The sequence below is a fragment of the Microbacterium sp. NPDC056057 genome, from assembly GCF_042266945.1.
GTDB classification, from domain to species: Bacteria; Actinomycetota; Actinomycetes; order Actinomycetales; family Microbacteriaceae; genus Microbacterium; species Microbacterium trichothecenolyticum_C.
This window is the reverse complement of sequence record NZ_JBHJWS010000001.1, coordinates 597,706-613,930: the sequence shown is the minus strand read 5'-3', so window position 1 is coordinate 613,930 and position 16,225 is coordinate 597,706. Positions and strand designations below refer to the sequence as shown.

Sequence of the window (16,225 nt, the reverse complement as noted above, 5' to 3'; positions counted from 1 at the left end):
GTCCTTCTACGGGGTGGGATCGGCGGACGCGGACGCCTCCGCCGTGAAGTCAGGGTTGTCGGCGGCCTCGACCGGGCGCGGCGAGAAGCCGGCGATGCCGAGGTACACGGCGACGATCGCGGCGTAGCCGCCGAACAGGCCGACGCCGATCGTGATGCCGGTGAGGGTGAACGTCGCGTGGGCCTCTTCGATCGTGTAGTCCAGCGCGTACGCGGGCTGCACGAACAGCAGCGCGATGCCGAGGAGGATCGTCAGGGCGCCGACGACCGCCGCGTCGCGGCTCTCCGAGCGCGGACCGACGAGCGCGGCGGGCCGCGCATCGGCGACGCCGGGCGCGATCTCGCGCCGCTCGCGACGGCCGCGGAGGCCGCGCCAGCCCGCGATGAGCTCGATGACGCCGCTGATGAGCGCCCACGCGATCACGATGACGAAGTAGCCGGTGACGGTGCGGAGCGGGAGGAGGCCGCTCGCCATGCCCGCGACGATGGCGACGCCGCCGAGCGCGGCCGACGGCCAGCGGAGTCCCTTCGGGTAGACCAGCCACACCGCGAGCAGCAGCACGAGGCCGGTCGCGATCGCGAAGCCGCTGAACACCGAGCTGCCGACCAGGGCGGAGTGGTCGGGCGAGAACGTGATCATGAGTGCCGCGAGCGCCGCGAACGCGGCGCGTGCGAGCTGCACGTGGCGCACGGCGAACGTGCGGGAATCGGCTGAGGTCACGGTGATCCTGCGGAGCGGCGGGTTCTCAGGGACGAGAACGGATGCCTCCAGTCTACGTGCGCGGAGGCTGGGAGCTTCCGGGCACCGTCGGCGGCCTCAATCCAGGGTGTCGAGGATCCCCGTCAGCAGCTCGAACGTCGTGAGCGGCGAGATGATCGCGAACCGCAGCACGGGCTCGCCGGCGTGGGAGCTCGGCACGACGAACGCGTGCTGCTCCTCGAGCAGCCGGCTCGACCACGCCTCGTAGTCGGCGAGCGTCCAGCCCTCGCGACGGAACACCACGACCGACAGCTGCGGGTCGCGCACGAGCGAGAGGCCCTCGCGCGACGCGATCTCGTCCGCGATGCGGCGCGCGAGGTCGATGCCGTACTCGATCGTGGCGCGGTACTGGTCGGTGCCGTGGGTCGCGAGCGAGAACCACATCGGCAGGCCCCGTGCCCGGCGGGTGAGCTGCACGGCGAGGTCGGACGGGTTCCAGTCCGGCTTGCCGGTGAGGGTGTCGAGGTACTCGGCCTTCTGGGTGTGGGCCGCCAGCGCGAGGGCGGGCTCCCGGTAGATCAGCGCGCACGCGTCGAAGGGCGCGAACAGCCACTTGTGCGGGTCGACGATGACCGAGTCCGCGAGCTCGACACCCGCGAAGACCGGCCGCATGCTCTCGACGAGCATCGCCGCGAGGCCGTACGCGCCGTCGACGTGGAACCAGATGCCGCGCTCGCGCGCGAGGGCCCCGACGCTCGCGATGTCGTCGACGATGCCGAAGTTGGTCGTGCCGCCGGTGGCGACCACCGCGAACACCGCGTCGCCGTGCTCGTCGAGCACGCGGGCGACGGCGTCACCGTGCAGGCGCCCGTTCGCATCCACCTCGGCCGTCGCGACGTCGACGTCCATGACGGCCGCGGCCGACGCGATCGACGAGTGGGCCTCGGCGCTGCACACGACGACCCACCGGGGCGGGGTCGCGCGTCCCTCGTCCGCCGCACGGCGGCGCGCAGCATCCCGAGCCGTCACGAGAGCCGAGAGGTTGCCGATCGTGCCGCCCTGCACGAAGACCCCGCCTGCGCCTGCCGGCAGGCCGAACTCCTTCGCGAGCCAGTGCAGCACCTCGTTCTCGGCGAACACCGCGCCGGCGCCCTCGACCCACGAGCCTCCGTAGATGGCGGATGCCGAGACCACGACGTCGAACGCGAGCGAGGCCTTGCTCGGCGCCGAGGGGATGAACGAGAGGTACCCGGGGTGGTCGGTCGACACGCACGCCGGCGCGAGGACGTTCTCGAAGAGGGAGATCGCGCGCCGCGAGCCGATGCCCTCGGGGGTGATCGACCCGGACGCCAGGCGCTCCAGGTCGCGCGGGCTCATCGGCTTGTCGAGCGGCACGTCCTCGTACAGAGCCCGGCGCCGCGCGTACTCGAGCACGTCCTCGACGGTGTGGCGGGTGTCGGGCGAGATGCGGTGCATGTCTTCAGGCGCGGTCACGGCGAGTCCTTCCAGAGGTGGCGTGGCCAGGCTATGCGCGCGGCACTGCGCTTTTCAATCAGCATCTCGCGTCATTTCGGAGACTGGTTGGCTACTTTGCTCACCATCGGGTTACATTCTGTGCATGGTGGCTCCGCTGGATGATCTCGACCGACGCCTGATCTCGCTCCTGCGGGCGAATGGGCGGGAGTCGGTGGTACGGCTCGCGGAGCGGCTCGGCGTCACCCGCACGACCGTGAACAAGCGCATCGAGCGCCTCGTCGACTCGGGTGTCATCGCCGGCTTCTCGGTGCGGCTCCACGATGTCGCGAGCGACTCCGCGGTGCGCGCGATCACGATGGTCGCCGTCGAGGGCCACGATGCGCGCGACGCGATCCGTCAGCTGCGTGGCATCCCTCAGATTGCGGCGCTCCACACGACCAACGGCCGCTGGGATCTCGTGGCCGAGCTCAGCTGCGAGAGCCTCGGCGACCTCGACGGCGCCCTCGCCGCGATCCGCAGCACCGCCGGCGTGCGGGACAGCGAGACGAGCATCCTGCTGAGCTCGGCCGCCGCCTGACGTCAGGGGAGGGGGACGACCGCGCCCGAGGCTCGACCCGAAGGCTCCAGCAGGCGGCCGAGATGCTTGTGCACGCGCAGCACCATGGATCGGTCCTGGACGCGGACGCCGGGGATGCGGCGGGCGAACTCCATCTCGGTGCGCACCACCTCGTCCTTTCTGCGGGCGCCGGCGGCGACGATCATGTTGCTGGCCCCGGTCGCGATCGCCGCGTACTGCACGGCGGGCATGGTCGCGAGTTCGCGGCGTGCCGCCCCCAACTCGGCCGACGGCACCTGCAGGAAGTACCACGCGGCGATCGGCCAGCTCGAGAACGGCGCGGCGACATCGGTGCGCAGCACCAGCCGACCGCTGCGGCGGAGGAGCGCGACGGCATCGGACGCCCGCTGCGCGCTGACGCCCACCTGCTCGCCGAGCTCGCGGAACGGGAGGCGGGCGTTCGGCTCGAGCGCACGCCGGAGGGCGCCCGCGAGGTCGGCGGTCACCGACTTCGCCGCGCCCGCGCGCGGGGGACGCGGCGCCGGAATGCGATCCTGCTGGGCCGGCGTCAGCGCCTGCACCGTCCAATCGGACCCAAGCCGGACGACATCGGTGACGATGTCGGTGCGCACCGACCGCACGCCGGGAACGCGACCGAGCCGGCCGAGCAGCAGGTCTGCCAGCGCACCGTCGGTGCGGGAGACCACGGTGGCGATCAGGTCGCGCCCGCCGGCGGTCACATCGATGGAGTAGATCTCGGGGAGCTGCGCCGCCTCATGCGCGACATCGAGCACCCTGCCCGGTTCGCACGAGAACTCGACCAGCGCCGCCGCCACCATCTCCCCCGATCCGCGCACCGCTGAGAGCCACGCAGTACCCGCCCCGGAGATGCGCTCCCAGCGGCGTGAGAGCGTCACGGCGTCCGTACCCAGGATCGGCGCGAGGGCCGTCCAGGCGACGCGCGGCTCGAGCTGGAGGGCATGGATGATCTGCAGATCGAGGTCGTCAAGGGGAATTTCCTGCATCACGGCTCCATCATGCGCGGATCTTCTGCAAGTGCACCAGGCATCCTCACTTCGAACCACGATTCATGCGTTCCCCATGACACCCGACCAGAAGGAGGACGCCGATGACGACGCCCACTTCGGCGGGGACGCGCGTGTCGCGCGGACCCGCCATCCTGTTCATCCCCACGCTCATCGCACTGGAGCTGTTCGGCGGCCTCATCCAGGGCTGGATCACGCCGCTGCTCGGCGAGATCGGCACGCACTACGCCGTTCCCGACGGCGCCCTCAGCTGGATCCTCACCGTCGGTCTGCTGTCGTCGGCGGTGTCGGTGCCGTTCATGACGATGCTCGCCGACCGCTTCGGCGCACGGCGGCTGCTCGTCGTCGCGGCGGCCCTCACCGCGGCCGGCTCCGCACTGATCGCGCTCGCTCCGACCTTCCCCCTCCTCATCCTGGGCGCGGTCGTGCAGGGGCCTGTGGCCGCTTTCCTTCCGCTGGAGATGGCGCTGCTGAAGCACCACCGGCCCGCGTCGGCGAACCGCGTCGTCGGCATGCTCGTGGGCACCCTCACCCTCGGCGTCGCCGTCGGTGCCCTCACGGCCGGCTTCGTGATGGAGGCCGTCGGCAGTCTCGTCGTCACGCAGTTCATCGGCGCCGTCCCGCTGATTCTCCTCGCGATCGCCGTGGGCTTCACGGTGCCGTCCACGCCCGGCGACTCGACACGCGCGACCGACTGGGCAGGCGCCACCACCTTCGCGATCGCACTCGTCGGCGTCATGTACGGCCTGTCATCGGGGACGAGCGAGGGCTGGGGCGCTCCGGTCACGATCGGATGCCTCGCCGTCGGCGCCGTCGGGCTCATCGTCTTCTGCGTCGTCGAGGCGCGTGCCGCGAACCCGCTCTTCGACGTGCGCGTGCTGCGCTCTGCGCGCCTGGGGGTGCCGCTCGTGCTCGGCGTGCTCGTGGCCATGACGATGTTCGGCTCGCAGACGCCCACCGTGCTGTATCTGAGCGCCGACCCGGCCGTCGACGGCTACGGCACCGGCGCCACGGTCGCCGTCGTCGGCATCGTGTTCGCCCTCACCGCGCTGTGCTCGAGCGCAGGAGCCTTCCTGTCGCCCCTCGTCGTGCGGCGCATCGGCGTGCCTGCGACGATCTCCGCGTCATGCGTCGTGATGGCGGCCGGCATGGTCGTCCTCATCACGGCTCCGACGAACGTCGTCGTGGTCGCCGCGCTGTTCGGCGTGACGTCACTGGGCACCGGTGTCGTGCTCGCGGCACTGCCGGCCGTCGTCATCGACCGGGCGCCGGAGGAGGCATCCGCGTCGGTGTCCGGTCTCTACAACACCGGCCGCACCCTCGGCGGCTCGCTCGCGGGCGCCCTGGTGGCGGCGATCATCACCGCCTTCACCCACCCGACCTCCGAAGGCGTGCCGACGACGACGTTCGCCGCATTCCAGGTCGTCTGGATCGTCTTCGCCGCGATCCTGGTGATCGCCGCCGGGCTCGCCCTCACGCTCGGCGGACGCCGCACGCCCCGCTCAGCGGCCGCCACCGCCGACAACCCCGCAACGATCGGAGCCGCCTCATGACCCTCCTCACCGACACCGGGCTCGACGTCGACCCCCAGGAGGTCGAATCAGCGATCCGCAACGCCGTCGACGGGGCGAGCGAGCGCATCGTCCGCCTCAGCCAGGAGATCGGGCACGACCCCGAGCTCGCGTTCCAGGAGCACCGTGCGGCCGCCCGCGTCGCCGCCACGCTGCACGATGCCGGCTTCGCCGTGACGACGGGCGTCTACGGTCTCGACACCGCCGTCGAGGCGACCTCCGGATCCGGCGAGATGACGGTCGCCTTCGTCGGCGAGTACGACGCCCTCCCCGGCGTCGGGCACGCGTGCGGCCACAACGTGATCGCCGCCGCAGGGGTCGGCGCGGCGCTCGGCCTCGCGGCTGTCGCCGATCGACTGGGGCTGCGCGTGAAATTCCTCGGAACTCCCGCCGAGGAGCTCGGCGGCGGAAAGATCCTCATGCTCGAGGCGGGCGCGTGGGACGACGCTGCCTTCTCGCTCATGGTGCACGGCGGGCCGTTCGCCCAGATCGCGAGCAGCGGTTTCGTCACGCAGGCGTACGAGCGCATCATCGCGACGTTCCACGGCCGCGCCGCGCACGCCGCCGCCATGCCGCACGAGGGTGTCAACGCCGGCGACGCGGTCACTCTCGCGCAGGTGGGGCTCGGGCTGCTGCGCCAGCAGCTCCGCCGCACCGTCGTCGTCGGCTCGTTCGTCGTCGAGGCGGGCGGAGCGACCAACGTCATCCCGGAGCGCGGTGTGCTCGAGGTCGAGATCCGTGGCAACACCGCCGACGAGTGGCGCGACGCCCGCAAGCGGGTGCGTGACGTGCTCGCGGGCGCCGCGCTCGCGAGCGGATGCCGGGTCGAGATCGATCGGCCCGAGAAGCCGTACGCGCCGCTGGACCCGGATGCCGACATCTCGAGGTTCTTCGACGAGGCCATGACGGGCATGGGCTACGACCTGCTCCCCGCGCCGGCGGGAATGGGCGGCGGCTCGACCGACATGGGCAACGTGTCGCAGTACCTGCCGTCCATCCATCCGATGATCGCGCTGCGCGGGGTGGAGGCGGTCCCCCACCACCAGAGCTTCGCGGAAGCGGCCGTCTCGTCGGCGGGCGACATCGCTGCGGTCGACGGCGCGCTCGCACTCGCGCTGGCCGCGGCGCGCGCGGCGTCCGACACCGTCGTTCGCGCCCGGCTGATCGACGCTCAGCGCACCCGGGCGCCGTACGCGCCGGAGCCTGAGGACGATCTGGGCTGACACCGCGTCGCGGCATCCGCTTCTCGGATCCGGATGCCGCGACCCGCGGTCTCGGAGGCGCCCGCGGTCACTCGGTGACGGTGAACGCGATCGTCCAGGGCGCCTCGCCCACAGACCTGATGGCCGCGTCGCCCGGCTCGACCGCGCGCACCTCCCACTCCCGCGCCCCGCCGTCGGCCACGTTCGCGACGGGGATGAGGAGCACGGCGGCGCCTTCGACCTCCGGTTCAGGCGATTGCGGATCGGTGAGCCGCAGTGTCGTCGTCTGCCCGACCGTCATGGCGAACGTGCGGCCGTCCTCCGTAGGGCCGATGAACCGGGGCACCGGGGCGGCAGCCGTCGCCGACGGCTGCGAAGGCGTCGGCTCAGGCACCGCGGTGGTGGTTCCTGTAGGCGGCGCGCCGCTCGCGCACCCCGTGAGCATCGCCGCCACGAGGAGGAGAGCTGGTAGCCACCGCCTCACCGCCGCCCACCTCTCATCCCCTGCGGGTCAGGGACCGCTCTGCGTCGCGATCCGCTCGACGACGTCCTTCTGCGCCTTGATCTGCGCCGAGGTCGACGCCGGGTTCATGCGGACGGTCTCGGCCGCCAGCATGACGGCTCCGAACGTGCTGTCGAGGCTGCCGTTGCGGTCGGTGTCCACGGGGGTGTCGAGGCTCACCGAGCCGTTCGCGAAGTTGAGCCACGCCCCGAGCGCGTGCTGATCGAAGATGACGTCGGCGGGCGCCTTCGCCGGGTTGTTCAGCACGAGCGTCGCGGCGGCCCGGGTCGAGGCATCCTTCCCCTCGTCGAAGACCAGGCTGAAGTAGCCCACGATGTCGAGGTAGCACTGCAGCTCCGCGGGCGTGAAGTCGTTCGACTTCTTGACGCGGTACTGGTTGAGCCACCAGCCGTGACCCTTCGACACCGTGGCGTTCCCGGTGATGATGACGGCCGCCGTGTCGGTCGCCGAGACACCGCCGTCGTCGTCCTCGGCGGTCACGCCGAGTTCGTACAGGCACGCGTCGGTGTAGGCGTGACTCGCCTCGAGGGTGATGTCGCGCGGCTGCACGCTGGGCGACTTCACCGGGTCGGACGCCGGCGGGTTCACCAGCGACGTCTCGCTGTCGGTCGCCCCGTCCCCCCAGTCCCACGTCAGGGTGAGGTCGTCGCTGCCGGGGTCGGTCGACCCGGCCGGCACCGTGAGCTCCTCGCCCGCCTCGACGACGAACGCGCTCGTGCCGTCGTAGACCTCCTCGCCCGACGAGTCGATCGTCGCGGTGGGATCGACGTTCGCCACGGCGGCCACCGCGGTGTCGCAGTTGCCGGTGGTGTCGTCGTCAGCCGCGCACACTTCGACCGTGTACGCCCCGTCATCGCCGTACTGGTGCTGCACCGAGAAGGTCAGCGTGGCGTCGGGTCGCGTGTTCTCCTCGACGCCCGGGAGCGCGACCGCAGCCGCCCCGTCGTCGTACGAGATCGTGGCCGACAGGTCGTCGAGCCAGCCGGGGTCGGTGACGGTGCCCGAGACGGTCACCGTGCCGAACTCGTCGATCGGCGTGATGGCGTCGATCGACACCGTCGGCGCCACGTTGGTGACGGTGACCGTGCTCGTCGCGGTCGACGTGCGGCCGAACGCGTCGGTGACCTGCAGCCCGATCGGGTAGACCCCGTCCTGGCCGACCGCGGTGAACGACGGCGTCGCGCCGGTCGCGTCGTCGTACGCGCCGTCGTTGTCGAGGTCCCACGCGTACGAGGCGATCGCCCCGGCGCTCGGGTCGCTGCCCGCGGCCGAGCCGGTGCCGTCGAGCACGGCGTCCGTGCCCTCCGGCGTCACGTACGGCCCGCCGGCGTCGGCCGTCGGCTCGCACTCGGCCGGCACGGCGGAGCTCGCCGTCGGCACGGTGTCGAGACCGGTGGTGGACGCCGTGCCGAGCCCGCGGCCGGCGAACGCCGACCAGATGAGGCACGTGTTCGCGCCGCCGTCGGCGGTGAGCAGGGCGTTGCGCGCATCGATGTAGTTCGGGCTCGCGGGCGTCGCCTTCATGCCGTCGAGGACGAGCGTGGCGAGCGCCTCGGCGCCGCCCGGGAAGAGCTCGCGGATGTCGTAGATCGTCGCCGCCCAGATCTCACCGTTGCCGTGGCCGCTGTTCGACGTCGTGTTGTACGACTGGTACGTGCGCGTCGAGATGTCGTAGCCGACCGAGCGGATGCCGTTGACCGCGTCGCCCGTGACGTACTCGCCGACGACGGCGTCGTCCCACTTCAGGAACGAGATCACGTCGCTCCAGCCCTCGCCGAGCGCACCGCGCTGGTCGAAGTCGTTGTAGCCGAGCGCCCCGCCGCCGACCAGGCGGCTCGAGACGCCGTGCCCGTACTCGTGCGCGATGACGTCGCCGTCCATGTCGCCGTCGCGGAACGGGCGGCCCGGCGCCCACATGTACATCTGCATGCGCGGGCTGGTGCCCTCGGCCGGAGTGCCGAAGTTCGCGTTGTTCAGGCAGCGCACGGGCACGTCGTCACCGGGGGCCGGAGTGTTCTGGTCGTCGATGCAGCCGAAGTCCCAGCCGTCCTGCGCCTCGGCCAGCACCGGGTCGCCGCCCGAGCCGCCGTTGCCGAAGTTGTCGACCTGGAAGTTGCCGCTCGCCTCGTCGAATCCGTGGCCGTAGAGCCAGTCGTGCATGACGTTCGTGTAGTAGAAGAGCTGCGTGATGATCGCGTCGCGGTCGGCGTCGAGCGCGACCAGCGAATCGACGTCGGCGGTGGTGCGCCAGGCATCCGTCCACGCGTAGAGGAACTGCTGGTAGCCGGGGTCGCCGCTCGCCGGCGTCTGCGGCTGGTACTCGTTGTTCGCGTCGTCGTCGTTGCGGTCGAGGTACGCGTTGACGTTGTTGCCGTTCGTGGTGCGGTCGTCGACCCACGTGCCGTTGATGCCCGAGAACGAGGTGGTCTGGCGCGTCGCGCCCGCCGCCTCGGGGTGCTCCTCGCGGAACACGTCGCCCTCGGGTGCGGCGTGCGCGTAGCGGCTGCGCTGATCGATGACCTCGCCGGTGTTCGCATCGACGACCGTCTCGAACCACGCCTGCCCCGACGACTCGATGTCGGTGAGCCACGCGAGCCGCAGCGACGTGCCGTCCTCGCCCGGGTACCAGACCAGCTCCGACGTCACGGGTGCCGGGTCGGTCAGGCCCTCGGCGTACACGTTCGGGTACTCCTGGGGCGCGGGCGACCTCGTCGCAGCCTCGCGCAGCGGCCGGGTCGCATCGGCGTCCTGCGCGTCGGCGGCGACGTCGATCGCCGCCTGCGCCGTGAGTGCGGCGCGCGTGCCGGTGCCGTCACCGGGCGCCAGGAATCCCGCGACCGACAGCACCCGGCCGTCAGCGGCGATGACGAACGTCATCACCGCGTCGCGCACGCGCAGCCCGTCGATGCGCTGGCCCAGATGGACGGCCGTCGACCCGTTCGAGAGGGCGAGCTCCTTGTGGACGTAGATCCCGGATGCTGCGTCCCCGGCGAGTCCGAAATCGGCGGCGTGCGCCCGCACGTAGCCGAGGGCGACATCGCCCGGCGACGCGTCGCTGGGTGCCGTGAGCGCCGCGGCCGACGGGTCGGCCACGACGCGGCCGTTCGCCGGATCGATCGTCACGGACGGCGGTTGCCCGGTGTCGTCGACGGGTGCCGCCGCGGCCGGAGAGAGCCCCGACGCGAACAGGCCCCCGACCAGAAGAGCCCCGATCCCCACAGAGAAAACCCGCGGTCGCACAGACATGGCGATTCGCCCCCCGGCGGGCCGGCGCACCCCCGAACGGTGCCGAAGCCGGTCCGTAGCGCCCGTCACGTTAGTCCTGCTCCTGGTTCCCCACAAGACACCTCGCGAAGCTGCACCATCGCCGTGCGGCCCCGTGGACCGCAACGTCGTGCAACGTACGCGCGCCTACCGTCGGATCAGAGGGCGGCGAACGCCCGCCCCAGGGAAGTGATATCGATGACGATCCTGACCGACTCGCACGCAGCACACGGCACCGCGACCCCCACCGGCACGATGCGCGCAGCCGTGGTCACCGCGCCGGACCGGCCTCTCGAAGTGCGCGACGTGCCCATCCCCACGCCCGGCCCCGGCCAGGCGCTCGTCAAGGTGCTGACCACCGGCGTGTGCCACACCGACCTCCACGCCGCCCGCGGCGACTGGCCGGTCGCCCCGAAGCCCGACCTCATCCCGGGGCACGAGGGGTACGGCCGCGTCGTCGCCCTCGGCGACGGCGTCACGTCGCTCGCTGTCGGCGACCTCGTCGGCAACGCGTGGCTCTGGAGCGCCTGCGGCGTCTGCGAGTTCTGCCGCACCGGGTGGGAGACGCTGTGCCCCGACCAGCAGAACGGCGGGTACTCCGTCGACGGCAGCTTCGGCGAGTACATGCTCGTCGACGAGCGCTTCGCCGCCCGCATCCCCGACGGTGCCGATCCCGTCGAGGTCGCGCCGATCCTGTGCGCCGGCGTCACCGTCTACAAGGGGCTCAAGATGACCGAGGCCCGCCCGGGCGAGTGGGTCGTGATCTCGGGCATCGGCGGACTCGGCCACATCGCGGTCCAGTACGCGCGCGCCATGGGTCTGCGGGTCGCCGCCGTCGACATCGACGACGCCAAGCTCGAGCTCGCCCGCCGGCACGGCGCCGAACTCTCCGTCAACGCGCTCACGCAGGACCCGGCCGCGGTCGTCCAGGAGCGCACCGGCGGCGCGCACGGCGTGCTCGTCACCGCCGTGCACCCGAAGGCCTTCGGTCAGGCGCTGGGTGTCGCGCGCCGCGGCGCGACCATCGTCTTCAACGGCCTTCCTCCGGGGGATTTCCCCGCGGACATCTTCGACATCGTGCTCCGCGCGATCACGATCCGCGGATCCATCGTCGGCACGCGCCAGGACATGATCGAGGCGCTGGACTTCTATGCGCGGGGCGAGATCCACCCGACCGTCGCGGTGGAGTCGATCGACGACATCAACGACATCTTCGAGCGCATGGAGCACGGCAGGATCGACGGCCGCATCGTGATGCAGTTCGACTGACAGCGTCGGGGTGACGCGGGAGGCGCAGGGGCGGGGCGGATGCCTCGCCCCTGCGTCGCGCCGGGGCCATCACGATCAAGCAGGAATGGAGAAGCACCCTCCGGAGCGCCTCGGTAGCGTGAGGATCACGGGACGCGAAGGCGCCCACGAGCGTGAGGAGGAGCATCATGGCGAAGACGGCATCCGACGGACTGTCGCAGGAGGAGCGCGAGGCGGTCAAGAACCGCGCGAAGGAGCTGCGCGACCAGGCCAAGGCGGGCAAGAGCCGCGAGGCGGGCACCAAGCAGGTCCGCGAGGCGATCGAGAAGCTCGACGGCACCGACCGCGACATCGCCGAGGGCCTGCACAAGGTGGTCGGCGAGGTCGCTCCCGACCTCGTGCCCAAGACGTACTACGGGTTCCCCGCCTACGCGAACGCGGCCGGCAAGGTCGTCGTCTTCACGCAGCCGGCCTCGAAGTTCAAGACCCGCTACGCGACCATCCAGTTCGACGAGAACGCCCACCTCGACGACGGCGACTTCTGGTCGACGGGGTTCGCGGTGCTCGCCTGGACGCCCGCGGTCGAGAAGAAGATCACCGAGCTCGTCGCGGCCGCCGTGGCCTGAACCCGGCGCGCCCGACGTACCGCGGGGCGCAGCATCCATCATCGGCACGGATGCTGCGCCCCGCGGTCGTGCGCGAGGTCAGCGGTCGGGGGCGGCTGGCGGCGCGGCGGCGCGATCGGCGTGGCCGAGCACCCGTCCCGGAGCGATGCGATCGCGTACCCGGCGCTTGAGGACGACGATGTCAGGGAAACCGCCGTCGGCCTTGCGGGACCAGACGAGCTCATCGTCGGCGTAGACCTCGAAGATCCCGCCGGTGCCCGGCTCGAGCGTCGCGCCGCCGCCCATGAGCTCGTCCTGGAAGGTGGTGAGGAGCTCCTGCGCGACCCATGCCGCGCGGAGCATCCACGCGCACTGGGTGCAGTAGACGACACGGATGCGGTGGGTCATGCGCCCGTCCCGTCCGCCGCCAGGAACTCCGCGGCCGCATCGCGGAACGCCCGCGAGCCCGGGGCGTTGAAGTGGTGCCGCCCCGGGATCTCGATGAAACGGCCGTTCGGCGCCGTCGCGGCGAGCGTCCGCGAGCGCTCCAGGATCGCATCCTCCGTGCCCGTCGCGAACAGCACCGGCTGGCGCGGGGGCCGCTCGGGGTCGGGGTCGGCGTCGCCGAACCGCATGCCCTCGGCGAGCGCGATCAGGGCGCGCAGATCGTTGTCGGGTACACGCTCGGCGAGCTTCACGTAGTTCTGGGTGACTGGATCCTCGACGGGTATGCCCTCCTCGGCATACGCCCGGGCCTGCTCGATGCGCAGCCGCCCGAGCGGACGCCCGTCCGGGATGCCGCCCAGCACGGCACGGCTCACGTGCTCCGGAGCGTCGACCGCGAGCTGCCAGCCGACACGGGCTCCGAGCGAGTAGCCGACGTAGCGGACGTCGTCGACGAGATACGTGTCGAGCACGGCGATCAGGTCGCCGACGAACGCGCTCATCGAGTAGGCGACCGGATCATCGGGCTTGTCGCTCGCGCCGTGGCCGCGCTGATCGACGCCGATGACGCGATACCCGGCGCCGGTGAGCATGCGCACCCATCCGGTCTCGACCCAGTTGTCGCGGCAGCTCGACGCGAACCCGTGCACGCACAGCACGGGGTCGGCGTCGGGCTCACCCCAGGCGTATGTCGCGAGCTGGTACCCCTCGGCAGACATGATGTAGCTCGGCGGCGGCATCTCGGTGCGCGGGATCGAGGCGACGGCATCCATATCGCCATTCTGCTCCCGCGCCCGCGCGCTCACCCGCAGCAGGGCGACGCAGAAGGGTCCCCAGTCCTTTCCGCCCGGGCGGAAAGGCGTGACAGGCTACCTCGCACCGCGCCGGATATCAACCGGGCTGAGTGTCAGAGCGTGCTCCCCTACGTTCACGTCATGAGCACCGACAACCGCGACTACCGCACGACGGACGCGCGGAGGACCGACGGGGACCTGGGTCGCGATCGCGACCTCACCCGCGACCCCGATGCCGACGGCACGCGTCCTCTCGACACGGATCCCCGCACGGACACCACCCGCGACATCGACGGCACCCGAGCCCGTGACGCGGACCGCAACGGCCTCCCCGACGACACCGAGCGAATCTACCGCGACGGCGACGTGGCGCGCGATCGCGACCGTGACGGCGTGCCGGACGCCCAGGAGGCGCGTCGCGCCCGTGACATCGACAGCGTCACCGACACCCGCGAGGCGTCGCTGCGCGACGTCGTCGTCGGACGCGAGCGCGAGCGCTTCGGCGGGATCAAGTTCGGAAGCGCCTTCTTCGGCTGGCTCACGGCACTGGGCGCGCTCGTCGCGCTGACCGCCGTCGTCGCCGGGATCGGCGCTGCCACGGGTCTCACCTCGCCCCAGGCGGTTGACGACGCCGCCGAGGCCGCGACCAGCAACATCGGCGGGGCGACCATCATCGGCGCGATCGCCATCGCCTTCGTGCTGTTCATCGCCTACTTCGCCGGGGGCTACGTCGCCGGCCGCATGGCGCGGTTCAGCGGCGCCAAGCAGGGCTTCGCGGTCTGGCTGTGGGCGATCCTCATCGCGATCGTCGTCGCCGTGATCACGCTGATCGCCGGCAGCCAGTGGGACATCCTCGGGAACGTCGACATCTTCCCGCGCATCCCGGTGACCGCCGACACGGCCACTCTCACCGGCATCCTGACCGCCATCGGCGCCGCGGTGATCACGCTCGTCGCCGCGGTCCTGGGCGGCATGGCGGGCATGAGCTTCCACCGCCGTGTCGACCGCGTGGGCCTCGACGGCGTGGACCGCGTCGACCGGGTCCGCTACTGAGCCTCGCCGTACGAAAGACCACGAAGAAAGGGGATCCACCCATGGGTATGGATGACGACATCAAGCACAATGCCGAAGACCTGAAGGGCAAGGTGAAGGAGAAGGTCGGCGACGCGACCGACAACGAGAAGCTGCAGGCCGAGGGCGTGGCCGACCAGGTCAGCGCCAAGATGAAGAAGGCCGGCGACGACATCAAGGACGCGTTCACCGACGACCGGTGATCTGCCGGCGACGATGCCCCGGGCTCCCGGCGGACCCGGGGCATCGTCGTGCGTGCGCTCCGGGTGTCAGGCGACGGGCTGCTGCAGCTCGGTCACCCACGTGGACTGCGGACCGTCGGCCTGCAGGTACACCTCACGGCACGGACCGTCGAACTCGCCGCCGTCTGCCGCGACCGCCTGCATGAACGCGCCCCAGGCGTCGCCGATGCCGCTCATCTCGCCCCGGTAAGTCGTGACGGCGGCGCGCTCCGCGGCGGGCAGCTCCACGACCTGCCAGCCGTCGCCCTCCACCGGCTCGTCGCCCGCGATCCACGAGACCCACACGCGCAGGTCGCCGCCGTCGAGCGGCTCGTACCAGAACGTTCCGGGCTCGCGGTACTCGACGCCGGCAGCCTCGAGGGCGTCGTGCAGCGGGGGCAGGATGCGGTCGACCACGGCGGGCACGCCTTCGCTGCCCGGTGCGACGCCCGATGCCGCATAGACGGTGACGGGCTCGAGCCGGCGATATTCGATGGCGGTCATCCTGTGCTCTCCTTCGAGGGTCGGGGCGGCGCGTGCGTCTGGCCTCCTGCATCGTCGCCCTGGGGTCGGACATCGGGGGCGGGGCACAATGGCACCGTGCCCATTCTGAACAAGGACATGGTCCTCTGCATCTCCCTTGCCGCACGCCCGTCCAACATCGGCACGAGGTTCCACAACTTCCTCTACGACGAGCTCGGGCTGAACTTCATCTACAAGGCGTTCACGACGAACGACATCGAGGCCGCGATCGGCGGGGTGCGGGCGCTCGGCATCCGCGGGTGCTCGGTGTCGATGCCGTTCAAGGAGGCCGTGATCCCGCTCGTCGACGAGATCGAGCCCTCCGCCGCGGCGATCGAGTCCGTGAACACCATCGTCAACGAGGGCGGGCGCCTGGTCGCCTCGAACACCGACTACGAGGCGGTTGCCGAATTGCTCGAACGCCACGCCGTCGACCCCGCGCTCCCCGTGCTGGTGCGCGGGTCGGGCGGCATGGGCAAGGCGGTCGTCGCGGCGTTCCGCGGCGCGGGCTTCGACGACGTCACCGTGGTCGCACGCAACGCCGAGGCCGGGGAGCAGATCGCCGCGAAGTACGGCTACCGAAGCACCACGACCGACCCGGCGCCCGGGCACGCGGTGCTGGTGAACGTCACCCCGCTCGGCATGGCCGGTGCCGACGCCGACGTCCTGTCGTTCTCACAGGAGCACGTCGACGCGGCGCAGACCGTGTTCGATGTCGTCGCCTACCCCGCAGAGACCCCGCTGATCCAGGCAGCGCGGAGCGGCGGCATCTCGGTCATCACGGGTGCCGAGGTGATCGCACTGCAGGCGGCCCGGCAGTTCGAGCGCTACACCGGCGTCGCGCCGACGCTCGACCAGATCCAGCGCGCATCGGAGTTCTCGCGGCGGGAGGTCGACCCGCCCTCGACCGCGAGCCAGGGGATTCCCGCCGAGACCGAGGACGTCGCCCTCGGTCTCGGCGGAAACGCCTCGGCTCGATGAGA

16 protein-coding genes are annotated in these 16,225 nt (G+C 71.4%); 8 read left to right on the top strand and 8 right to left on the bottom strand.

Annotated features, from left to right (window positions below; genetic code table 11):
- Positions 1-6: 6 nt before the first annotated feature.
- Both ACFC1K_RS02575 and ACFC1K_RS02570 read right to left on the bottom strand, forming a co-directional pair.
- Positions 7-720: an acyl-CoA synthetase gene (locus ACFC1K_RS02575; RefSeq protein ID WP_375870306.1), complete on the bottom strand. Its 714-nt coding sequence runs from the start codon at positions 718-720 to the stop codon at positions 7-9.
- Between the two features lie 96 nt (positions 721-816).
- Positions 817-2,193: a pyridoxal phosphate-dependent decarboxylase family protein gene (locus ACFC1K_RS02570; RefSeq protein ID WP_375870305.1), complete on the bottom strand. Its 1,377-nt coding sequence runs from the start codon at positions 2,191-2,193 to the stop codon at positions 817-819.
- Between the two features lie 124 nt (positions 2,194-2,317).
- Here ACFC1K_RS02570 and ACFC1K_RS02565 point away from each other — a divergent pair, with 124 nt between their 5' ends.
- Positions 2,318-2,752 (top strand): Lrp/AsnC family transcriptional regulator, encoded by a 435-nt coding sequence (locus tag ACFC1K_RS02565; RefSeq protein WP_375870304.1) that lies wholly within the window; start codon positions 2,318-2,320, stop codon positions 2,750-2,752.
- Positions 2,753-2,754: 2 nt separating this feature from the next.
- Here the strand turns inward: ACFC1K_RS02565 and ACFC1K_RS02560 are convergent, their stop codons facing one another.
- Complete coding sequence (locus tag ACFC1K_RS02560; RefSeq protein WP_375870303.1) at positions 2,755-3,756, bottom strand: Lrp/AsnC family transcriptional regulator; 1,002 nt, start codon at positions 3,754-3,756, stop codon at positions 2,755-2,757.
- A gap of 104 nt (positions 3,757-3,860) precedes the next feature.
- Between ACFC1K_RS02560 and ACFC1K_RS02555 the strand changes: the two genes are divergently transcribed.
- Both ACFC1K_RS02555 and ACFC1K_RS02550 read left to right on the top strand, forming a co-directional pair.
- Positions 3,861-5,330 (top strand): MFS transporter, encoded by a 1,470-nt coding sequence (locus ACFC1K_RS02555; RefSeq protein WP_375870302.1) that lies wholly within the window; start codon positions 3,861-3,863, stop codon positions 5,328-5,330.
- A complete protein-coding gene (locus ACFC1K_RS02550; RefSeq protein ID WP_375870301.1) occupies positions 5,327-6,571 on the top strand; it encodes a M20 family metallopeptidase in 1,245 nt (414 codons plus the stop codon). The genes ACFC1K_RS02555 and ACFC1K_RS02550 overlap by 4 nt, the downstream gene beginning before the upstream one ends.
- A gap of 67 nt (positions 6,572-6,638) precedes the next feature.
- On the opposite strand, the gene ACFC1K_RS02545 is transcribed toward ACFC1K_RS02550, so the two are convergent.
- A complete protein-coding gene (locus tag ACFC1K_RS02545) occupies positions 6,639-6,944 on the bottom strand; it encodes a hypothetical protein (protein WP_375870300.1) in 306 nt (101 codons plus the stop codon).
- A gap of 117 nt (positions 6,945-7,061) precedes the next feature.
- Positions 7,062-10,196, bottom strand: coding sequence for a M36 family metallopeptidase (locus ACFC1K_RS02540; RefSeq protein ID WP_375870299.1), 3,135 nt, complete (start codon positions 10,194-10,196; stop codon positions 7,062-7,064).
- A 339-nt stretch (positions 10,197-10,535) separates the two neighbouring features.
- Here ACFC1K_RS02540 and adhP point away from each other — a divergent pair, with 339 nt between their 5' ends.
- Together adhP and ACFC1K_RS02530 are read left to right on the top strand one after the other, a co-directional pair.
- On the top strand, positions 10,536-11,606 hold the full coding sequence (gene adhP / locus ACFC1K_RS02535) for an alcohol dehydrogenase AdhP (RefSeq protein ID WP_375870298.1): 1,071 nt from the start codon (positions 10,536-10,538) through the stop codon (positions 11,604-11,606).
- A gap of 167 nt (positions 11,607-11,773) precedes the next feature.
- Positions 11,774-12,211 (top strand): hypothetical protein, encoded by a 438-nt coding sequence (locus tag ACFC1K_RS02530; RefSeq protein ID WP_056365705.1) that lies wholly within the window; start codon positions 11,774-11,776, stop codon positions 12,209-12,211.
- Positions 12,212-12,289: 78 nt separating this feature from the next.
- Here ACFC1K_RS02530 and ACFC1K_RS02525 read toward each other — a convergent pair whose 3' ends face one another.
- Entirely contained in the window at positions 12,290-12,598 is a 309-nt protein-coding gene (locus tag ACFC1K_RS02525) for a SelT/SelW/SelH family protein (RefSeq protein WP_375870297.1), read from the bottom strand.
- Complete coding sequence (locus tag ACFC1K_RS02520) at positions 12,595-13,407, bottom strand: alpha/beta fold hydrolase (RefSeq protein ID WP_375870296.1); 813 nt, start codon at positions 13,405-13,407, stop codon at positions 12,595-12,597. The genes ACFC1K_RS02525 and ACFC1K_RS02520 overlap by 4 nt, the downstream gene beginning before the upstream one ends.
- A 162-nt stretch (positions 13,408-13,569) precedes the next feature.
- Between ACFC1K_RS02520 and ACFC1K_RS02515 the strand changes: the two genes are divergently transcribed.
- Positions 13,570-14,481, top strand: coding sequence for a hypothetical protein (locus tag ACFC1K_RS02515; protein ID WP_375870295.1), 912 nt, complete (start codon positions 13,570-13,572; stop codon positions 14,479-14,481).
- Positions 14,482-14,522: 41 nt separating this feature from the next.
- Complete coding sequence (locus ACFC1K_RS02510) at positions 14,523-14,702, top strand: CsbD family protein (RefSeq protein ID WP_375870294.1); 180 nt, start codon at positions 14,523-14,525, stop codon at positions 14,700-14,702.
- Positions 14,703-14,768: 66 nt separating this feature from the next.
- On the opposite strand, the gene ACFC1K_RS02505 is transcribed toward ACFC1K_RS02510, so the two are convergent.
- Positions 14,769-15,224 carry a GyrI-like domain-containing protein gene (locus ACFC1K_RS02505; protein WP_375870293.1) on the bottom strand — a complete coding sequence of 152 codons (456 nt, stop codon included), beginning with the start codon at positions 15,222-15,224 and terminating at the stop codon, positions 14,769-14,771.
- A gap of 96 nt (positions 15,225-15,320) precedes the next feature.
- Here ACFC1K_RS02505 and ACFC1K_RS02500 point away from each other — a divergent pair, with 96 nt between their 5' ends.
- The gene (locus ACFC1K_RS02500) at positions 15,321-16,223 is read left to right on the top strand and encodes a shikimate 5-dehydrogenase (RefSeq protein WP_375870292.1); all 903 of its coding nucleotides are present in this window, start codon (positions 15,321-15,323) and stop codon (positions 16,221-16,223) included.
- The last annotated feature ends 2 nt before the right edge of the window (positions 16,224-16,225 follow it).

What these genes read in the sequence shown, in the direction of transcription:
- ACFC1K_RS02565 (WP_375870304.1), top strand. Translation starts at nt 2,318, where the DNA reads ATGGTGGCTCCGCTGGATGATCTCGACCGACGCCTGATCTCGCTCCTG.
- ACFC1K_RS02560 (WP_375870303.1), bottom strand. Translation starts at nt 3,756, where the DNA reads ATGCAGGAAATTCCCCTTGACGACCTCGATCTGCAGATCATCCATGCC.
- ACFC1K_RS02555 (WP_375870302.1), top strand. Translation starts at nt 3,861, where the DNA reads ATGACGACGCCCACTTCGGCGGGGACGCGCGTGTCGCGCGGACCCGCC.
- ACFC1K_RS02550 (WP_375870301.1), top strand. Translation starts at nt 5,327, where the DNA reads ATGACCCTCCTCACCGACACCGGGCTCGACGTCGACCCCCAGGAGGTC.
- adhP (WP_375870298.1), top strand. Translation starts at nt 10,536, where the DNA reads ATGACGATCCTGACCGACTCGCACGCAGCACACGGCACCGCGACCCCC.
- ACFC1K_RS02530 (WP_056365705.1), top strand. Translation starts at nt 11,774, where the DNA reads ATGGCGAAGACGGCATCCGACGGACTGTCGCAGGAGGAGCGCGAGGCG.
- ACFC1K_RS02525 (WP_375870297.1), bottom strand. Translation starts at nt 12,598, where the DNA reads ATGACCCACCGCATCCGTGTCGTCTACTGCACCCAGTGCGCGTGGATG.
- ACFC1K_RS02520 (WP_375870296.1), bottom strand. Translation starts at nt 13,407, where the DNA reads ATGGATGCCGTCGCCTCGATCCCGCGCACCGAGATGCCGCCGCCGAGC.
- ACFC1K_RS02515 (WP_375870295.1), top strand. Translation starts at nt 13,570, where the DNA reads ATGAGCACCGACAACCGCGACTACCGCACGACGGACGCGCGGAGGACC.
- ACFC1K_RS02510 (WP_375870294.1), top strand. Translation starts at nt 14,523, where the DNA reads ATGGGTATGGATGACGACATCAAGCACAATGCCGAAGACCTGAAGGGC.
- ACFC1K_RS02505 (WP_375870293.1), bottom strand. Translation starts at nt 15,224, where the DNA reads ATGACCGCCATCGAATATCGCCGGCTCGAGCCCGTCACCGTCTATGCG.